Annotated in this window: 15 protein-coding genes; 11 read left to right on the top strand and 4 right to left on the bottom strand. The window is 59.4% G+C overall.

The window, feature by feature from the left end; translation table 11 throughout:
* Window positions 1–431: 431 nt before the first annotated feature.
* The 9 genes from ACIPIN_RS16375 (at window position 432) to ACIPIN_RS16335 (ending at window position 10714) form a co-directional block, all read left to right on the top strand.
* Window positions 432–1739, top strand: a complete 1308-nt coding sequence (locus ACIPIN_RS16375; protein ID WP_401120205.1) for a CitMHS family transporter — start codon at window positions 432–434, stop codon at window positions 1737–1739.
* Window positions 1740–1809: 70 nt separating this feature from the next.
* Window positions 1810–2577, top strand: a complete 768-nt coding sequence (locus ACIPIN_RS16370) for a TerC family protein (protein ID WP_401120203.1) — start codon at window positions 1810–1812, stop codon at window positions 2575–2577.
* A 252-nt stretch (window positions 2578–2829) separates the two neighbouring features.
* Window positions 2830–4488 (top strand): Na/Pi cotransporter family protein, encoded by a 1659-nt coding sequence (locus ACIPIN_RS16365; RefSeq protein WP_401120201.1) that lies wholly within the window; start codon window positions 2830–2832, stop codon window positions 4486–4488.
* A gap of 79 nt (window positions 4489–4567) precedes the next feature.
* Complete coding sequence (locus tag ACIPIN_RS16360; protein ID WP_401120199.1) at window positions 4568–5941, top strand: M16 family metallopeptidase; 1374 nt, start codon at window positions 4568–4570, stop codon at window positions 5939–5941.
* 151 nt (window positions 5942–6092) lie between these two features.
* Complete coding sequence (locus tag ACIPIN_RS16355; RefSeq protein ID WP_401120198.1) at window positions 6093–7136, top strand: DUF5924 family protein; 1044 nt, start codon at window positions 6093–6095, stop codon at window positions 7134–7136.
* Window positions 7137–7190: 54 nt separating this feature from the next.
* The gene (locus tag ACIPIN_RS16350) at window positions 7191–8339 is read left to right on the top strand and encodes an MlaE family lipid ABC transporter permease subunit (RefSeq protein WP_401120196.1); all 1149 of its coding nucleotides are present in this window, start codon (window positions 7191–7193) and stop codon (window positions 8337–8339) included.
* Complete coding sequence (locus ACIPIN_RS16345; protein ID WP_401120194.1) at window positions 8336–9139, top strand: ABC transporter ATP-binding protein; 804 nt, start codon at window positions 8336–8338, stop codon at window positions 9137–9139. The genes ACIPIN_RS16350 and ACIPIN_RS16345 overlap by 4 nt, the downstream gene beginning before the upstream one ends.
* A 1-nt stretch (window position 9140) precedes the next feature.
* Complete coding sequence (locus ACIPIN_RS16340) at window positions 9141–10079, top strand: MlaD family protein (RefSeq protein ID WP_401120192.1); 939 nt, start codon at window positions 9141–9143, stop codon at window positions 10077–10079.
* The gene (locus ACIPIN_RS16335) at window positions 10076–10714 is read left to right on the top strand and encodes an ABC-type transport auxiliary lipoprotein family protein (protein ID WP_401120191.1); all 639 of its coding nucleotides are present in this window, start codon (window positions 10076–10078) and stop codon (window positions 10712–10714) included. The genes ACIPIN_RS16340 and ACIPIN_RS16335 overlap by 4 nt, the downstream gene beginning before the upstream one ends.
* Window positions 10715–10789: 75 nt before the next feature.
* On the opposite strand, the gene ACIPIN_RS16330 is transcribed toward ACIPIN_RS16335, so the two are convergent.
* The 4 genes from ACIPIN_RS16330 to ACIPIN_RS16315 all read right to left on the bottom strand — a co-directional run bounded on the left by ACIPIN_RS16330 (window position 10790) and on the right by ACIPIN_RS16315 (window position 14693).
* Window positions 10790–12019, bottom strand: coding sequence for a nucleoside recognition domain-containing protein (locus ACIPIN_RS16330; protein WP_401120190.1), 1230 nt, complete (start codon window positions 12017–12019; stop codon window positions 10790–10792).
* Between the two features lie 190 nt (window positions 12020–12209).
* Complete coding sequence (gene gltP, locus ACIPIN_RS16325; RefSeq protein ID WP_401120189.1) at window positions 12210–13541, bottom strand: glutamate/aspartate:proton symporter GltP; 1332 nt, start codon at window positions 13539–13541, stop codon at window positions 12210–12212.
* A 626-nt stretch (window positions 13542–14167) separates the two neighbouring features.
* The gene (locus ACIPIN_RS16320; RefSeq protein WP_007989444.1) at window positions 14168–14332 is read right to left on the bottom strand and encodes a DUF1328 domain-containing protein; all 165 of its coding nucleotides are present in this window, start codon (window positions 14330–14332) and stop codon (window positions 14168–14170) included.
* 73 nt (window positions 14333–14405) lie between these two features.
* On the bottom strand, window positions 14406–14693 hold the full coding sequence (locus ACIPIN_RS16315; protein WP_401120187.1) for a hypothetical protein: 288 nt from the start codon (window positions 14691–14693) through the stop codon (window positions 14406–14408).
* 442 nt (window positions 14694–15135) lie between these two features.
* Here ACIPIN_RS16315 and algB point away from each other — a divergent pair, with 442 nt between their 5' ends.
* Both algB and ACIPIN_RS16305 read left to right on the top strand, forming a co-directional pair.
* A complete protein-coding gene (gene algB, locus ACIPIN_RS16310; protein ID WP_401120185.1) occupies window positions 15136–16482 on the top strand; it encodes a sigma-54-dependent response regulator transcription factor AlgB in 1347 nt (448 codons plus the stop codon).
* Window positions 16483–16492: 10 nt separating this feature from the next.
* Entirely contained in the window at window positions 16493–18280 is a 1788-nt protein-coding gene (locus ACIPIN_RS16305; protein WP_401120184.1) for a KinB sensor domain-containing domain, read from the top strand.
* Window positions 18281–18284: the final 4 nt, after the last annotated feature.

The following is an 18284-nucleotide window of genomic DNA, read 5'->3' as shown; positions in this document are numbered from 1 at the left end:
AAGCTGTTGCACTTCGTTTACGGCGTGCTCAAGTCGGGTCAACCCTTTGACCCGAAACTTGCGCTTGCCCGGTGAGGCTCAAGACGGTATCTACGTCAATCACCTGTAGGAGCTGCCGCAGGCTGCGATCTTTTGACCTTACAAATTTAGGCACACCCGTCCACCTTGAACATCTCGTCCGGTGTTTGCCCAGCGAAAGCTGGCTGAAAGGTTTGCCGATTAGGATCGCCCGCACTGCCGGCAACAGACCGGTTGGCCAAACGAATGTAGCAACGTTCGCCAGGCCCAATTAACAACAACAATGGTGATTCTGATGTCCGCTCGTACCCGCCTGTTTGCCCCGACTCCTCCCGTACGCCTTGTGCTTTCCGTTCTGCGCTGACCCCACCCGGTTCGCCATTCCCTAGCCGCGCTACGCCTGGAGTATTCCCATGCTGACTTTCCTTGGCTTTGCCATGGTCATCACGTTCATGTACCTGATCATGACCAAGCGCCTGTCGGCGCTGATCGCCCTGATCATCGTTCCGATCCTGTTTGCCCTGTTCGGTGGTTTTGCCCCGAAGATCGGCCCGATGATGCTCGAAGGCATCACCAAGCTGGCCCCGACCGGGGTGATGCTGATGTTCGCCATCCTCTATTTCGCCTTGATGATCGACTCCGGCCTGTTTGACCCGGCCGTGCGCAAGATCCTCAAACTGGTCAAGGGCGACCCGTTGAAGGTTTCCGTCGGCACCGCCGTGCTGGCCCTGGTGGTGTCCATGGACGGTGACGGCGCTACAACGTACATGATCTGCGTGGCCGCCATGCTGCCGCTGTACAGCCGCATCGGCATGAGCCCGCGGATCATGGCCGGCCTGATTATCCTCGCCGGCGGCGTGATGAACATGACCCCATGGGGCGGCCCGACCGCACGGGCCGCCAGTGCGCTGCATGTCGACCCGTCAGACATCTTCGTGCCGATGATCCCGGCGATGCTCGCCGGTGTGGTGGCAATCCTGGCGATTGCTTACCTATACGGTAAACGTGAGCGTGCGCGCTTGGGTGAATTGCACCTGATCGGCGACGAAATCGACCACAGCGAAATCAGCGTTTCGCAGTTCCCGGATGCCCGCCGTCCGAAGCTGATCTGGTTCAACGGTGCCCTGACCCTCGCCCTGATGTGCACCCTGGTTGCCGGCCTGCTGCCTCTGCCAGTGCTGTTCATGGTCGCGTTCAGCATCGCAATGATCGTCAACTACCCATGCCTGCAACAGCAGAAAGATCGCGTTGCGGCCCACGCCGGTAGCGTGTTGTCGGTGGTCGGGCTGATTTTCGCCGCCGGTATCTTCACCGGCATCCTGACCGGTACCGGCATGGTCGACGCCATGTCGAAAAGCCTGCTGGCCGTGATCCCGGACTTCCTGGGCCCGTACCTGGCCGTGATCACCGCACTGGCGAGCATGCCGTTCACCTTCTTCATGTCCAACGATGCGTTTTATTACGGTGTATTGCCGGTTCTGGCCGAAGCCGCCAGCCACTACGGCATCACCGCGGTGGAAATGGCCCGTGCCTCGATCGTTGGCCAACCCGTGCACTTGCTGAGCCCGCTGGTACCCTCCACCTACTTGCTGGTGGCGCTGGCCGGGATCGAATTCGGTGACCACCAACGCTTTACCCTGAAGTGGGCGGTACTGGTGTGCATGTGCATACTCGTCGCTGCTTTGCTGATGGGGATTTTCCCGCTGTTCAGCACCTTGTAACGGCATCAACTCACCGTGCCGCCAGCTAAATGCTGGCGTCGTGGTTTAACACTCGCTCAAAGGAATACACATGGAATGGCTGACCAACCCGGAAATCTGGGTTGCCTTCTTTACGCTGACCGCCCTGGAAATCGTTCTGGGCATCGACAACATCATCATGATCTCGATCCTCGTCAGCCGCATGCCCAAGCACATGCAGGCGCGCACCCGGATCTTCGGCCTGGCGCTGGCCATGGTCACGCGGATCCTCCTGTTGCTGTCGATCACCTGGGTCATGCGTCTGACCGCCGACTTGTTCGTGCTCTTCGGTCAGGGTATTTCCGGGCGAGACCTGATCCTGTTCTTCGGTGGTCTGTTCCTGCTGTGGAAAAGCTCCCAGGAGATGTTTCACGCACTGGAAGGTGAAGACGAAACTGACGATGCGCCAAGCGGCAAGGGCGGCAACTTCCTCTACACCATCATCCAGATCGCGATCATCGACATCGTGTTCTCTCTGGACTCGGTTATCACCGCGGTCGGCATGGTGTCCCATGTTCCGGTCATGGTTGCCGCGATCATCGTTGCAGTACTGGTGATGATGATGGCCTCGGGCAAGATCAGCGAGTTCATCGACAAGCACCCGTCGCTGAAAATGCTCGCGCTGTCGTTCCTGCTGGTGGTGGGTACCGTTTTGATCGCCGAAGCCTTCGATGTGCACGTACCAAAAGGCTACGTCTACTTCGCCATGGCGTTCTCGCTGGCCGTCGAAGCGATCAACATCAAGATGCGTACCGCGATCGCGAAAAAGAAGAAACAACAGGAACCGGTGAAACTGCGCAAGGACATCCCAAGCCAGTAACCCGAGTGCGCTGTAGAAGAAGGGGCTTTAGGGCTAATGCCTGCCAATTGAGCGTTGGCTGCGATCTTTTTGGCCCCTTTTTCACGTCTGCATGGAGCTGTCTCCATGACGGATTTGTTTCAATCGACTCTTTAGCTATGCAATGCTGGCGTCCGGACCGTTAGCCAACTAAAGCTTAAGTACAGAACGTAGAACGTCGCGCGGTACGGTCAACTTGCTCCATTGGGGCACTATTCACTCAGGGGGCCCAGTATGCTGACCCTGCTCAATCTACTGTCCGCCGTCGCCTTGCTGATCTGGGGCACGCACATCGTCCGAACCGGCATCCTGCGGGTCTACGGTTCAAACTTGCGCCATGTCATTGGCCAGGCCGTGTCCAAACGCTGGCTGGCCTTCATCGCCGGGATTCTCGTCACCGCCATGGTGCAAAGCAGCAACGCCACGGCGATGCTGGTGACCTCGTTTGTCGGCCAGGGTTTGATGGCGTTGACGCCCGCCCTGGCGACCATGCTCGGTGCCGACGTCGGTACCGCACTGATGGCGCGGGTCCTGACCCTCGATTTGTCATGGCTGTCGCCGCTGCTGATTTTCCTCGGGGTGATTTTCTTTCTCTCGCGCAAGCAGACTCATGCGGGCCAACTCGGCCGGGTCGGTATCGGCCTGGGGCTGATTATTCTCGCGCTGCAATTGATCGTCGAAGCGGCTGATCCGATCACTCACGCTCACGGCGTCAAAGTGCTGTTTGCCTCGCTGACGGGCGACATCCTGCTCGATGCCCTCGTCGGTGCGCTGTTCGCGATGATTTCCTACTCCAGCCTGGCCGCCGTCCTGCTCACCGCAACCCTCGCCGGTGCCGGAGTGATCAGCCTGCCAGTGGCCATCGGTCTGGTGATCGGCGCCAACATCGGCAGCGGAGTGCTGGCGTTTCTCAGCACCAGTATGCAAAACGCCGCTGGACGTCAGGTGGCGCTGGGCAGCCTGCTGTACAAATTGATCGGCCTGCTGCTGATCATTCCAGTACTCGGCCCGCTGGTGCACTGGATGGACAAGCTCAATTTCCGTCCGCAAGGCCTGGTGATCGGTTTTCATCTGCTCTACAACACGATTCGTTGCCTGGTGCTGTTGCCCAGCGTCGGTCCGATGGCCAGGCTCTGTGCCTGGCTGTTGCCGGAGCGCCCGGAAATCAATGGCCAGGCCAAACAACGCCATCTGGACCCAGCAGCACTCGCCACGCCGAGCCTGGCCTTGGCCAACGCCGCGCGGGAAACCCTGCGCATGGGTGACCTGATCGACAATATGCTCGAAGCCATGCTCGATGTGCTGCGGGGCAAGCAAACCGCCGTTACTCAGGAAGTGCGCCGCTTGAGCGATGACGTCGAAGCGCTGTGCAGCGCGATCAAGCTCTATCTGGCGCAGATGCCCCGCGAGGACCTCAGCGAACAGGACAGTCGGCGCTGGGCGGAAATCATCGAACTGGCGATCAATCTGAAACTCGCCTCTGACCTGATCGAACGCATGTTGCGCAAGGTCCAGCAGCAGAAGACCTCGCAACGACGTTCGTTTTCCGAGGTTGGCCTGGAAGAACTGGCCGGGCTGCACCATCAGTTGATCGCCAACCTGCGTCTGGGGCTGTCGGTATTCCTGAGTGCCGACAAGGAAAGCGCCCGACAACTGCTGCGTGAGAAACGTCGCTTCCGTGCACAGGAAAGACGCCTGGCCCACGCCCATGTCAGCCGCTTGCAACGTAAGATCGTGCAAAGTATCGAAACCAGCTCGCTGCATCTGGAGCTGATCGCCGACATGAGACGCTTGAACTCGCTGTTCTGTGGCAGCGCCTATGTGGTCCTGGAAACCACCGAAACCGGTGCATTGACCGCCGACGAAATGTCTGACATCACCCATTCACCCTGAACGTCTAGCGTCGAAGGCAGTCACTTAAAAGGCTGAAGGCAAACCTTTGTGCCCGCATTTACCCGCCAGGAAAGTTGTTATGCGTTGTCTGTTGTTCGCGTGTCTGCTGTTGGGTTCCACCTGCTCGTTTGCCCTGGATCGCTTTCAGGTCGAAGGCTATATGTTGCCCAACGGCCTGCAATTACTGCTCAAGCCCGGCAGCGAACGCGGGCATGTGGCGATTCGTCTGGTGGTGGGTGTTGGCCTGGACGACTTCGCCTGCGCCGACAAAGAGCTGCCACATCTGCTTGAGCATTTGCTGTTCAGCGGCATCGACGCCAGCGGCGAGGGCGGGCTTGAGGAGCGCATGCAGGCACTGGGCGGTGAATGGAACGCCTACACCAGTAACGCCGACACCACATTCGTCATCGAAGCCCCGGCAAAGAATCAACGCAAAGTCCTTGACCTGTTGCTGGCGCTGCTGACCCAAACCCGAATCGACGACAACGCAATCAGCGCGGCCAAACAGGTGGTCGAACGCAAAGACGGCGGCCATTACTCCCACTTGCAGCGCTGGCTTGACCGTCAGGACCTGGGCCACACGGCGAGTAATCAGTTGGCAGTGGAACTGGGGCTGAAGTGCCCGGAGCGCGCCCAGGTAGAGCACCTGACCCGCGAACAACTGGAGAAGCTGCGCAAGGAGTGGTACGCACCGAACAACATGACGCTGATTATTGTCGGCGAGCTCGATCGCCTGCTGCCGGCCTACCTGGAGCGCACCTACGGCGAGCTCAAGCCGATTGATCCCACCGAGCACTTGCCGCTGCCGGATATCCAGCACCCGGCGGTAACCGAGCGCAATCTGATCCATGGCTGGGTCGGTGGTGGCGCCAAACTGCACTGGTTGTTCCCGGAGCCAGTGCTCGACGATCAGTACGACGAGACATTCGACCTGCTCAAGGACTACCTCGACTGGGCGCTATACCGTCAGCTGCGCCTGGCACACGGGTTGTCCTACGGGCCTTGGGCAGAACGCGAAGTGTTCGGCGGCGTCGGCTTCCTCAGCCTGAACGCCGATCTGGAACGCGATGATCTGCCGCAAGCGCAGCAGGTACTCGATGAGCTGAAAGCCGATCTGCTCAAGAACGGTCTCGACCCCATAGGCTTCGAACGCCTGAAGCAGGCCGCCATCGCCCACCAGGCCTGGGCCGTGCAAGGCAACAGCGGGCTGGCCGACTACTACTGGAGCGCCATCGGCGACTATGAGGACGGACATTTCGACGACCCGGCCAAACGCCTGCAAGCGGTCACACTGGAGCAGGCCAACCAGGACCTGCACAAACTGCTCGAACAACCAGGCTACCTACGAATCGAGAAGCCGCTGCTCAGCTATGACGAGGTGCTGTGGTTACTGGGCGGGGTGTTGGGGTTGATGGTGCTGGGGCTGATGGGTTGGCGTTTGCATCGAAGATAAAGGGATCGCAGCCTGCGGCAGCTCCTACAGGCGATCGACGTAGGAGCTGCCGCAGGCTGCGATCTTTTGCGGGGGCCAAGCTTTCTCGCAACATCACTGTGCCAGCGTTATCCTGTCGGGGTTTTTTCCTACGACAATTGCGAACTGCCGAATGCCTATCCTGACCCTTTACGTACAGCGCATCCTCGAACTGATGAAGCGCTATCCTGGGGTCATTGCGCTCGGTGGCTTTATATCAGGCGTCGGCAGCTTCATTCTGGTCGACCGTCAACAAAGCCTGGCAACCTGGATTGCAATCGTCATGCTGGTCAGTTGGCTCTGGCTGATGCTGGAAAACAGCCTGACAGAGCTGTTCGCCAAGGTTTTCAAGCGCGAAGTCCCCCAGCCGCTGCTGCGCTATGCGACGCAGATGATCCATCAGGAAAGTCTGTTTTTCGTCCTGCCATTCTTTTTCGTCACCACCACCTGGAACAGCGGGCAACTGGTGTTCACCGGGCTGCTCGGCGCGGCAGCGCTGGTTTCGATCACCGACCCGCTGTATTACAAATGGCTGGCACCGCGCCGCTGGCTGTTTCTGGCGATGCACACCCTGACGTTGTTCGCTGCACTGCTGACCGCATTGCCGATCATCCTGCACCTGACCACCGCGCAGAGCTTCAAACTGGCACTGGGCATCGCCATGCTGCTGTCCTTTCCGAGCCTGGCGTCGATCTTTCCGATTCGCACGATCCGCGGCGGCCTGAGCGTGCTGTGCATCACCCTGGCCATCGGCAGTGCCGGCTGGTTGCTGCGCTCCTGGGTGCCGCCGGCCACCTTGTGGATGACGCAAGTGGCGATCAGCACGCAACTGCAGGACCGTACGCCCGGCGACAGCCTCGATGAAGTCAGTGTCGCGCAATTGCGCAAGGACGGCCTCTACGCGTACACCGCGATCAACGCCCCGCGCGGGCTCGATGAACGGATCTATCACGTTTGGAAATTCAACGGAGCAGAGGTCGACCGCATTGCGCTGGACATCCACGGCGGACGCAAGGAAGGTTACCGGGCCTGGAGCCACAAACAGAACTTCCCGGGTAATCCGGTCGGCGACTGGCAGGTACAGGTACTCACCGAAGACGGTCAGATGATCGGCGTGCTGCGCTTCGACGTGACCGACGCGGGTCAAAACACAGTTGCGCCGAGCGAGGCAAAGTAACCGGGATCGTGCTATTACGTAGCACTGCGTATCAGTCGAACAAGCTCGGAGATTATGACCAGCAGCGTGATGGCCGGCAGTGCCCAACTCGATACTTCAAACACCCCAGCGCAATTGCGGGTCACGGGTGACTGGACGCTCGTCCATTACGCCGACCTCAAGCGCCTGAGCGATTCCCTCAAAGGCCAATACGACGACCGCACGCCCATCAACCTCAACGGTCTCGGCGCACTCGACACCGCCGGCGCCTCGCTGCTGGTCGAACTGCTCGGTGCCGAGCGCATCGGCAAGTCCGCCGAACACCCCGATTGCAGCCTGTCCGCAGCCGACCGCGCGCTGCTGCAAACAGTCTATTGCTCGCTGACCGACTTCTGCGTCCCCGTCAAAGAACCCGAAATCAGCGTCGGCATTCAACTGCTGACGCGCATCGGGCGCGCGGTTGATGCAATCTGGCAGGACACTCTGCAATTGTTGGGTTTTGTCGGGCTGATTCTGGAAACCATCGCTCGCAGTCTGTTTCGCCCCAAGCGCTGGCGCATCACGCCAATGGTCGCGCACATCGAACAAACCGGCCTCGACGCCGCGCCCATCGTCGCCTTACTGACCTTCATGGTCGGCGCGGTGGTGGCCTTCCTCGGCGCCACGGTGCTCGCCAGTTTTGGTGCGAGCGTCTTTACCGTGGACCTGGTGGCGTTTTCCTTCCTGCGTGAATTTGGTGTGCTACTGACCGCGATCCTGATGGCGGGGCGCACCGCCAGTGCCTTCACCGCGCAAATCGGCTCGATGAAAGCCAACGAAGAAATCGACGCGATCCGTACGTTAGGCCTCGATCCGATGGAGCTGCTGGTGGTGCCACGAGTGTTGGCGTTGCTGGTGGCACTGCCGATGCTGACCTTTCTGGCGATGCTCTCGGGGATTGTCGGTGGCGGAGTAGTCTGTGCGATATCGCTGGGCATTTCGCCGGCGATGTTCCTGTCCTTGCTGCAATCGGACATCGGCGTCCAACATTTTCTGGTTGGCATGGTCAAAGCACCTATCTTCGCCTTCCTGATCGCCGCTGTCGGTTGCCTGGAAGGCTTCAAGGTCAGCGGCAGCGCGGAATCCGTCGGTGCCCACACCACCTCCAGCGTGGTGCAATCGATTTTCGTGGTGATCGTGCTCGACGCTGTCGCCGCGTTGTTCTTTATGGAGATGGGCTGGTGAATCGCTTACCCCGTGCGCCTTCCGAGGCGGTGATCGAAGTTCGTGGGCTGTGCAATCGCTTCGGCCGCCAAAGCGTGCATGAAAACCTCGACCTGGATTTGTACAAGGGCGAGATTCTCGCCGTGGTCGGCGGCTCCGGCAGCGGTAAATCGGTGTTGCTGCGCAGCATTGTCGGTCTGCGCCGGCCCAGCGAAGGCGTGGTAAAGGTATTTGGCAAGAACCTGCCGAGCCTGTCGGACCATGAACGCTCAATGGTGGAGCGACGCTTCGGCGTGTTGTTTCAGAAGGGCGCGTTGTTCTCTTCGCTGACCGTGACCGAAAACGTCGCCCTGCCACTGATCGAGCATGCCGGCCTGAGTCGCAACGACGCCGAGCATCTGGCGGCGGTTAAGCTGGCTTTGGCCGGTCTGCCATTGTCGGCTGCCGACAAGTACCCGGCTTCGCTGTCGGGTGGCATGATCAAACGTGCGGCGCTGGCCCGCGCCCTGGCGCTGGACCCGGACATCCTGTTCCTCGATGAGCCGACCGCCGGCCTCGATCCGATCGGCGCTGCGGCGTTCGATCAACTGATTCTGACCCTGCGCGATGCGTTGGGGTTAAGCGTCTTCCTGGTCACCCACGACCTCGACACGCTGTACACCATCACCGACCGGGTGGCGGTGCTGGCGCATAAAAAAGTGCTGGTGGCCGACGCCATAGACACAGTGTCGGAAACCGACGACGAATGGATTCACCAATACTTCCACGGCCCACGCGGCCGCGCGGCGCTTTCAGCCGCATCACAGCTCAACGAGGTATGACATGGAAACCCGAGCCCATCATGTATTGATCGGCCTGTTCACCGTATTGGTGGTGGCCGGTGCGTTGCTGTTCGGTCTGTGGCTTGCCAAGTCCAGCGTCGATACCGCCTTCAAGGATTACGAGGTAGTCTTCAACGAGGCCGTCAGCGGCCTGTCCAAAGGCAGTGCGGTGCAATACAGCGGGATCAAGGTCGGCGATGTGGTGACGTTGCGCCTCGACCCCAAAGACCCACGCCGGGTACTGGCGCAGATTCGTCTGGGCGGCGACACCCCGATCAAGGAAGACACCCAGGCGAAACTGGCGCTGACCGGCATCACCGGCACTTCAATCATCCAGCTCAGCGGTGGTACGCCGCAGAGCCCCGAGCTGCGCGGCAAGGACGGCAATCTGCCGGAGATCATCGCCTCGCCATCACCCATCTCGCGGTTGCTGAACAACAGCGATGACCTGATGAGCAGCGTCAACCAGTTGCTGCATAACGCCAACCAGATGATGTCGCCGGAGAACGCCGATCGGCTGAGCAACACCCTCGAGCATCTGGAGCAAACCACCGCAAGCGTTGCCGAACAGCGCGGGGATCTGCGCCAGGCGATGCAACAACTGGCGTCGGTTGGCAAACAGGCGAGCGCCACCCTGGAACAGACCTCTGCGCTGATGCGCAACGCCAACGGCATGCTCAACGATCAGGGCAAGCAGATGTTCGGCAGTGCCGAGCAGGCCATGAAATCACTGGAGCAGAGCACGGCGACCATCAACAGTTTGCTGACAGACAACCAGGACGCACTGAGTAACGGCATGCAGGGGCTCAACAGTCTGGCCCCGGCGGTACGTGAATTGCGCGACACCCTGAGCTCGTTACGCGCGATCTCTCGTCGCCTGGAATCCAACCCCAGCGATTACTTGCTGGGCGGCGACAAGAACAAGGAGTTCACACCATGAAGCTTGTCTACCGCGCTTTGGCCCACTGCACGCTGCTGGCGAGTTTCGCACTGAGCAGCGCCTGCTCGATTTTGCCCAAAGCCGACCCGCTGGATGTCTACCGCCTGCCTGCCGCGCCGAGTGCTACGTCGTCAACGCATGCCAACTCGGTGCCTTGGTCGCTGCGTCTGGCCAAGCCCCAGGCGGGCGACGTGCTCAACAGCGCAAAAATCGCCGTGATCCCCAACGGGGATCTGATCAGCAGCTACAAGGCTTCGCGCTGGAGCGATCCGACGCCGATCCTGCTGCGCAATCGGCTGCTCGCCGGGTTTGCACAGGACGGCCGCGTGCAGTTGCTGAGCACCGACGACAGCAACTTGCAGACGGACCTGGAACTGGGTGGGAATCTGCAGGCGTTCCAGACGGAATATCAGGGCAACGCCGCGCAAGTGGTCATTAGCCTGGATGCGCTGCTGGTACGTGGCAATGACCAGCGGATCCTCGCCAGCCGACGTTTTGAAGTACGCCAGCCATTAAGCGATGTGAAGGTGCCCGCAGTGGTGGCCGGGTTCGGTCAGGCGAGTGACACGCTGACGGCGCAGGTGATTGCGTGGACGGTAGAGCAGGGGCAGAAGAACGCGACTCTGAAACCCTGAACGCAAAGATCGCAGCCTTCGGCAGCTCCTACGGGAAACGTGTGTAGGAGCTGCCGCAGGCTGCGATCTTTTGAGTCAACCGAAGAACCAGTAGCAGACCCCGATCGCCCCCAGCACCCCGGCGAGTTCCGCCAGCAACGCACAGCCCACGGCATGCCGCGCACGCTGAATGTTCACCGCCCCGAAGTACACCGCCAGCACATAGAAGGTGGTTTCCGTACTGCCCTGAATAGTCGCCGCCACCAACGCCGGGAAGCTGTCGACACCTTGAGTCTTCATGGTTTCGATCAGCATCGCCCGCGCAGCGCTGCCGGAGAAGGGTTTGACCATCGCGGTCGGCAGGGCGTCGACGAAACGCGTGTCCCATCCGGCCCATTGCACCAGATGACGAATCCCGTCAAGACCGAAGTCCAGCGCCCCGGACGCCCGCAATACGCCCACCGCACAGAGCATCGCTACCAGATACGGCAGCAGGTTCTTGGCGACGTCAAAACCTTCCTTGGCACCTTCGACGAACGCTTCGTAAACCTTGACCTTGCGCAGCGCGCCGATCACCAGAAACAGCATGATCATCCCGAACATCGTCAGGTTGCCGAGGATCGATGACAGGCTCGCCAGAGCAGTGGCTGAGAGCGTCGCCAGCAGCGCCATGAACCCACCCAATATCAGCGCACCCGGAATCAGATAGGCCAGCACCACCGGGTCCCAGAGCCGCAGACGCTGCATAAGCGACACCGACAGCAGGCCAACCAGCGTCGAACAACTGGTCGCCAAGAGGATCGGCAGGAACACCAGCGTCGGATCCGGCGCACCTTGCTGGGCGCGGTACATGAAGATGGTCACCGGCAACAGGGTCAGCGACGAAGCATTCATGACCAGAAACAGAATTTGCGCGTTGCTGGCCACCGTTGTGCTGGGGTTGAGTTCCTGCAACGCTCGCATGGCCTTGAGGCCAATCGGTGTCGCGGCGTTGTCCAGGCCCAGGCCGTTGGCCGCGAGGTTGAGGGTAATCAGACCGATGGCTGGATGGCCCGGTGGCACTTCCGGCATCAGGCGCAGGAACAGCGGGCCGAGCGCCTTGGCCAGCCAGTCGACGATCCCGGCCTTCTCGGCGATCCGCAGAAAGCCTAGCCACAAGGTCAGGGTGCCGAACAGCAACAACACCACGTCGACCGACAACTTGGCCATGGCGAAAATGCTTTCCACCAGCGTCGCGAAGATCCCGGCATTGCCGCCGATCAGCCACTGCGCGAGTGCCGAAACGGCCGCCACGATGAAAAAGCCAAGCCACAGGCCATTGAGCATCAGTCAAATCCCCCAGAAGATGCGCGAATGATAGCGGGGTGGGGAGAAACGACAAACCCCGGATTTCTCTGGGGTTTGTTTTGTCTCTTGTAGGAGCATGGCTTGCCAGCGATGAACGATAACGCGGTGTATCTGATCCACCGCGGCGCCTGAATCGCGGGCAAGCCTTGCTCCTACAGGGGGCGTGCTATCAGTTGCTGGAAGTCTCGCCCGCGGTCAGCTTCTCTTTGCTGCGCCAGTGCGGCAGGGAGTTCCAGTAGCGCTGACCCTTGGCGTCGTCGTACATGCCTTCCCAACGAGAGATAACCAGTACGGCCAGGGCGTTGCCAATCACGTTCAGTGCGGTACGGGCCATGTCCATGATGCGGTCGACACCAGCGATGAACGCCAGGCCTTCCAATGGAATGCCCACGCTGCCCAGAGTCGCCAGCAGGACCACGAAGGACACGCCCGGCACACCGGCGATACCTTTGGAGGTGACCATCAGGGTCAGTACCAGCAGCAACTGCTGGCTGATCGACAGGTCGATACCGTACAGCTGGGCAATGAAGATTGCCGCGATGCTCTGGTACAGGGTCGAACCATCGAGGTTGAACGAGTAACCGGTCGGCACCACGAAGCTGCAAATGGCTTTCGGTGCGCCGTAGGCTTCCATCTTCTCGATCACGCGCGGCAGCACGGTTTCGGAGCTCGCGGTGGAGTAGGCCAGCACCAGCTCATCCTTGAAGATGCGCATCAGCTTGATCACCGAGAAGCCGAACAGGCGAGCGATCAGGCCCAACACCACGAAGGCGAAGAAGGCGATGGCGACGTAAACCAGGATCACCAGTTTGGCCAGCGGCAGCAGGGACGCGAAACCGAAGTTGGCAACAGTCACTGCGATCAGTGCGAACACGCCGATCGGGGCGTAGTTCATGATCATGTGAGTGACCTTGAACATGCTTTCCGAGACGCCCTGGAACATCTTCACCAGCGGCTCGCGCAGGTCCGATTGCAGGCTCGACAGACCGAGACCGAACAACACCGAGAAGAAGATGATCGGCAGCATCTCGCCACGCGCCATGGCGGCAAAGATGTTCGATGGAATCAGATTGAGGATGGTTTCGATGAACGCGTGTTCATGCTGAACCTCGGCAGCGGTCGCCTGGTACTTGGAGATATCCACAGTGCCCAGGGTGCTCATGTCGATGCCGGAACCCGGGTGGAACACGTTGGCCAGCACCAGACCCACCAGAATGGCGATGGTGGTAACGATTTCGAAGTAAACGATGGTCTTCAGACCAATGCGCCCGAGCTTCTTCGCATCCCCCACACCGGCAATGCCGACGACCAGCGAGGAGATCACGATCGGGATCACGATCATTTTGATCAGACGGATAAAGATATCGCCTGCCGGTTGCAGAACGTTGCTGATCCACCAGGCCTTTTCGGCACTGAAATGGTTGAGCAGCGCCCCAATCGCAATCCCCAGCACCAGACCGATGAGGATCTGCCAGGCGAGGCTAAGCTTTGCCTTCTTCATATCATTACCCTTTTCTTATAAATGGACTCGGGTAGATGCACAAACTGGAACGCTCAATGACGGAAAAGTCTGTGCATCTGCCCCCGGATAAGGTCGCCCGGAGCGCGTAGTTACGGCTCTCTGGCAGATAAAAAAGGCGCAACTATTCCGATGCACGGGAGCGACGTCTAATGCCGTAAACGCCTACCCTATGCCGAATCGGCATGAACTTTTTCAAATAAAACGGCAGTCCCAGCCGGTTCGAATACGACATTTCGGCAGGCATAAGTGCCGTGAACCGGCCATCGTAGAGGAGGTTGGTGGTTTTTCGAGCAGCGGGATAGGGCCGAAAACCAGGGAAAAATCCTACGACCTGTAGTGAGAAGTGAGCGGAAAATAGCGCCAAATTTCTCGATATACGGTCGCCCGAAAACACCGCGAATTGCTTTGTGAAGACTGCCGATATTTTTTTGCCGGCAGGCGCAGCGATAAAAATCGTTTGGCAGCTCTAGGGCAACGCTTTACACACATAAGCGCGCCGCAGATTTGCCACGTCGTAAGTGACGGCCAAATATGCGGCGCTGCTTGTCCTGACCCCGCCCTTGCGCAGGTACTCCCTGTACCCGTAGGTCACTCCAATCCTGACGTTAGCCTCGACCGCGGCGACCAAAGAAGAACGAAGCAACAAACATCACCAGGAACACGACAAAGAGAATCTTGGCGATACCCGTGGCGGTGCCCGCGATACCACCGAAGCCCAGTACGGCAGCGACAATGGCAATGATCAAGAATGTGATTGCCCAGCTCAACATGGTGATTCTCCTTACGCTTCTATTTAGAGGTGCAGCTATTCCCGGCACATGAACATCGCGCCAAGCCTGTTACCTAGAACACCCAACGGTCCTGACGCAGCGTCACGGCACCAGGTTCTGCCTGGTCCACACTCATCATTCTCATTGAGGCCGCATCAGCAGGCCGGCTGCTGACTGCGCTGAAATGGGTTTGGGTCAAGTGATGAGTCGGCGCAATCGCTGCCTCTGGCTGCTGGCTTTGTTCCCAGCGCAAGAATTGCTGGCCGCCGATCAGGGTGATCAACAAGGCAAAAACGGCAAACATCCCTTGCTGGATATACAGTGGCGAGATACGCAATTGGGCGACACGTTGGCGATTCATCCTGAAACTCCTCCCACACTGGTGGTTATTGGTTAAGGGGCGCTCCTTCATAAATACCCCGGCTTAACCAGACCATTGCAGCCTGCATGCCAGCCTCCTTACTGAATTAAATTAAATAAAATCAAATAGTTATTTTAATTAATGAAATGCATTCGGACGCATCCTGCACGATGGCCCGCGAAGGGTCGTGCGTAATGCACGATCGTTTTTCAGAAAATCGAAAACTTTTTGAATGTTTGATGGGACACGGATGTCAGAAAAAGAGACAGGAGATCGCCGGGACAGTCGTGCATTTATAAAAAATCAATAAAATCATATTGTTATAACTATTTCGAGTAGATAACTACCCTGCTCTGCCGCGAAGCGCCCAGAATCAACCATGCAACTTGCCCGATTTTTCCGAGACTAAATTAAGAGCATTCATTTAAGGAGCGTAGGAAAAATGGAATCCGCCAACGAGCATCAAGGCCGCATTCTGCTGGTAGATGATGAATCTGCCATCCTGCGCACCTTCCGCTACTGCCTGGAAGACGAAGGCTATACCGTCGCCACCGCCAACAGCGCAGCCCAGGCCGACGCCTTGTTGCAGAGGCAGGTCTTCGACCTGTGCTTCCTCGACCTGCGCCTGGGCGAGGACAACGGTCTCGATGTACTGGCGCAAATGCGTGTGCAGGCACCCTGGATGCGCGTGGTGATCGTCACCGCGCACTCGGCCGTAGACACCGCCGTCGATGCGATACAGGCCGGCGCCGCCGACTATCTGGTCAAGCCTTGCAGCCCCGACCAATTGCGCCTGGCCACTGCCAAACAACTGGAAGTCCGCCAGCTCTCGGCACGCCTTGAAGCCCTCGAAGGTGAAGTCCGCAAACCCAACGACGGTCTGGACTCCCACAGCCCGGCGATGAAAGTCGTACTGGAAACCGCGCGCCAGGTCGCCAGCACCGACGCCAACATTCTGATTCTCGGCGAGTCCGGTACCGGTAAAGGCGAACTGGCCCGGGCCATTCACGGCTGGAGCAAACGCGCGAAGAAATCCTGCGTCACCATTAATTGTCCGTCATTGACTGCCGAGTTAATGGAAAGCGAACTCTTTGGCCACAGCCGCGGAGCCTTCACTGGCGCCAGCGAAAGCACCCTCGGTCGGGTCAATCAGGCCGATGGCGGAACGCTGTTCCTCGATGAGATCGGCGATTTTCCGCTGACCTTGCAGCCCAAACTGCTGCGCTTCATTCAGGACAAGGAATACGAGCGGGTCGGCGACCCGGTGACCCGTCGCGCTGACGTGCGGATCCTCGCCGCCACCAACCTCAATCTCGAAGACATGGTCCGCGACGGACGTTTTCGCGAAGACCTGCTTTATCGACTGAACGTCATCACCTTGCACCTGCCGCCACTGCGCGAAAGGGCCGAGGACATCCTGACCCTGGCCGACCGCTTCCTCGCGCGCTTCGTCAAGGAATACGCGCGGCCGGCCCGCGTTTTCAGCGACGAAGCACGCGAGGCACTGCTCGGCTATCGCTGGCCAGGCAATATCCGCGAACTGCGCAACGTGGTCGAACGGGCCAGCATCATTTGCCCACAGGAGCGGGTCGAGATCAGTCACTTGGGCATGGCCGAACAAACCACCAACAACGCGCCAAGAATCGGTGCGGCGCTAAGCCTGGATGAACTGGAGAAAGCCCACATCGGCGCGGTACTGGCCAGCGCCGGCACCCTCGATCAGGCTGCCAAGACCCTGGGTATCGACGCTTCGACGCTGTACCGCAAACGCAAACAGTACAACCTGTGAGCGGCTCCTTATGAAGCTGGCGATGAATTTGCGCACACGGCTGTTTCTGAGTATCTCGGCACTGATCACCGTGGCGTTGCTCGGATTGGTACTCGGGCTGGTCAGCGTGATGCAGATGGCCAGCAACCAGGACGTGCTGATCCGCGACAACTTCATCACCCTGGACCTGGAACTCAAGCTACGCCAGACCCTGGGCGATCAGTTGATTATCATGCTCAACGAGAAGCCCGATCTTGAAGCACTGGAAACTTCTGAGCGGCACTACTTCGAGCTGCTGGATCAAGGCATCGAGCACGAAAACAGTTTCAATGGCGACCATGGTTTCCAGCAGGCCCGCGCCGACTACCTGTCCTTTCTCAAAACCTTCAGCCAAACGCAGGATCCGTCCGGCAAGCTCACCGGCAATCAGGATCTCACCGAAAAATTCAACGTGCTGCGCAACGGTCTGATCGCAGAACACAAGCAAGCACTGGACAACATCAACGACACCCAGCGCAATGCCCGCGAACATGCGCTGCTGATTGCCGGTTTGCTCGGATTGGTCGGGTTGGCAGTACTGGCCATCGGCTTCATCACCGCTCACGGCATCGCCCGGCGGTTCGGTGAGCCGATCGAGGCACTGGCCAAGGCTGCGGATAATATCGGTCAGGGCAACTTCGACGTCACCCTGCCGATTTCCCCGGCGGCGGAGATGATCCAGCTCACTCGGCGCTTCGGGATCATGGCCGAAGCCTTGCGTGAGCATCAGGCAACCAACGTCGATGAACTGCTCGCCGGCCAGCAACGCTTGCAAGCCGTGCTCGACAGCATCGATGACGGTTTGCTGATGATCGACCGTCAGGGCCATCTGGAGCACCTCAACCCGGTAGCGCAGCGCCAGTTGGGCTGGGACGAAGATCGCCTCGGCCAAGGCCTGGGCACCGCGCTCCAGCGGCCGGAGCTCGATGAACAGCTGCAACTGGTGCTGCGCGGCGGAACGCTGGAACGTGCGCCTGAAGACCTGAGTATCGACGTCGACGGTGAATCACGGGTGTTGACCTACAGCCTGACGCCGGTCATCCACACCCAGGGGCATATTCTTGGCGCCGTCATGGTGCTGCACGATGTCACCGAACAGCGGGCCTTTGAACGGGTACGCAGTGAGTTCGTGTTGCGCGCCTCCCATGAACTGCGTACGCCGGTCACGGGCATGCACATGGCGTTCGGCCTGTTCCGGGAACGCGCACACTTTGCCGAGGACTCTCGCGAAGCCGACCTGCTGAACACGGTGAATGAGGAAATGCAGCGCTTGATGCAGTTGATCAACGACCTGCTGAACTTCTCCCGTTATCAGAATGGCCTGCAAAAACTCACTCTGGCGCCATGCAACATCGATGACCTTTTAGAACAAGCACAAGGGCGTTTCGCCGAACGGGCCAATGAGCAAAGCATCGAGCTACTGGTGGAAGTGCAAGCACCGCTGCCGCGATTGCATGCCGATCAGGCACAACTCGACAGGGTACTGGACAACCTGATCGACAACGCTCTGCGCCACACCAGCCACAACGGGCAGATACGCCTGCAAGCGCGCCGGCATGGCGAACGGGTGATCGTCAGCGTCGAGGACAATGGCGAAGGCATCGCTTACGGCCAGCAGGGGCGGATTTTCGAACCCTTCGTTCAGGTCGGGCGCAAGAAGGGCGGCGCCGGGCTCGGTCTGGCGCTGTGCAAAGAGATCGTGCAATTGCACGGTGGCCGCATGGGCGTGTATTCCCGACCGGGGCAGGGCACCCAGTTTTACATGGCACTGCCACTGTAACGGG

The sequence above is a fragment of the Pseudomonas sp. NPDC087697 genome (assembly GCF_044743155.1).
Lineage (GTDB): Bacteria > Pseudomonadota > Gammaproteobacteria > Pseudomonadales > Pseudomonadaceae > Aquipseudomonas.
The sequence above is the reverse complement of the archived record's forward strand: the minus strand, read 5'-3'. Positions and strand labels throughout refer to the sequence as shown.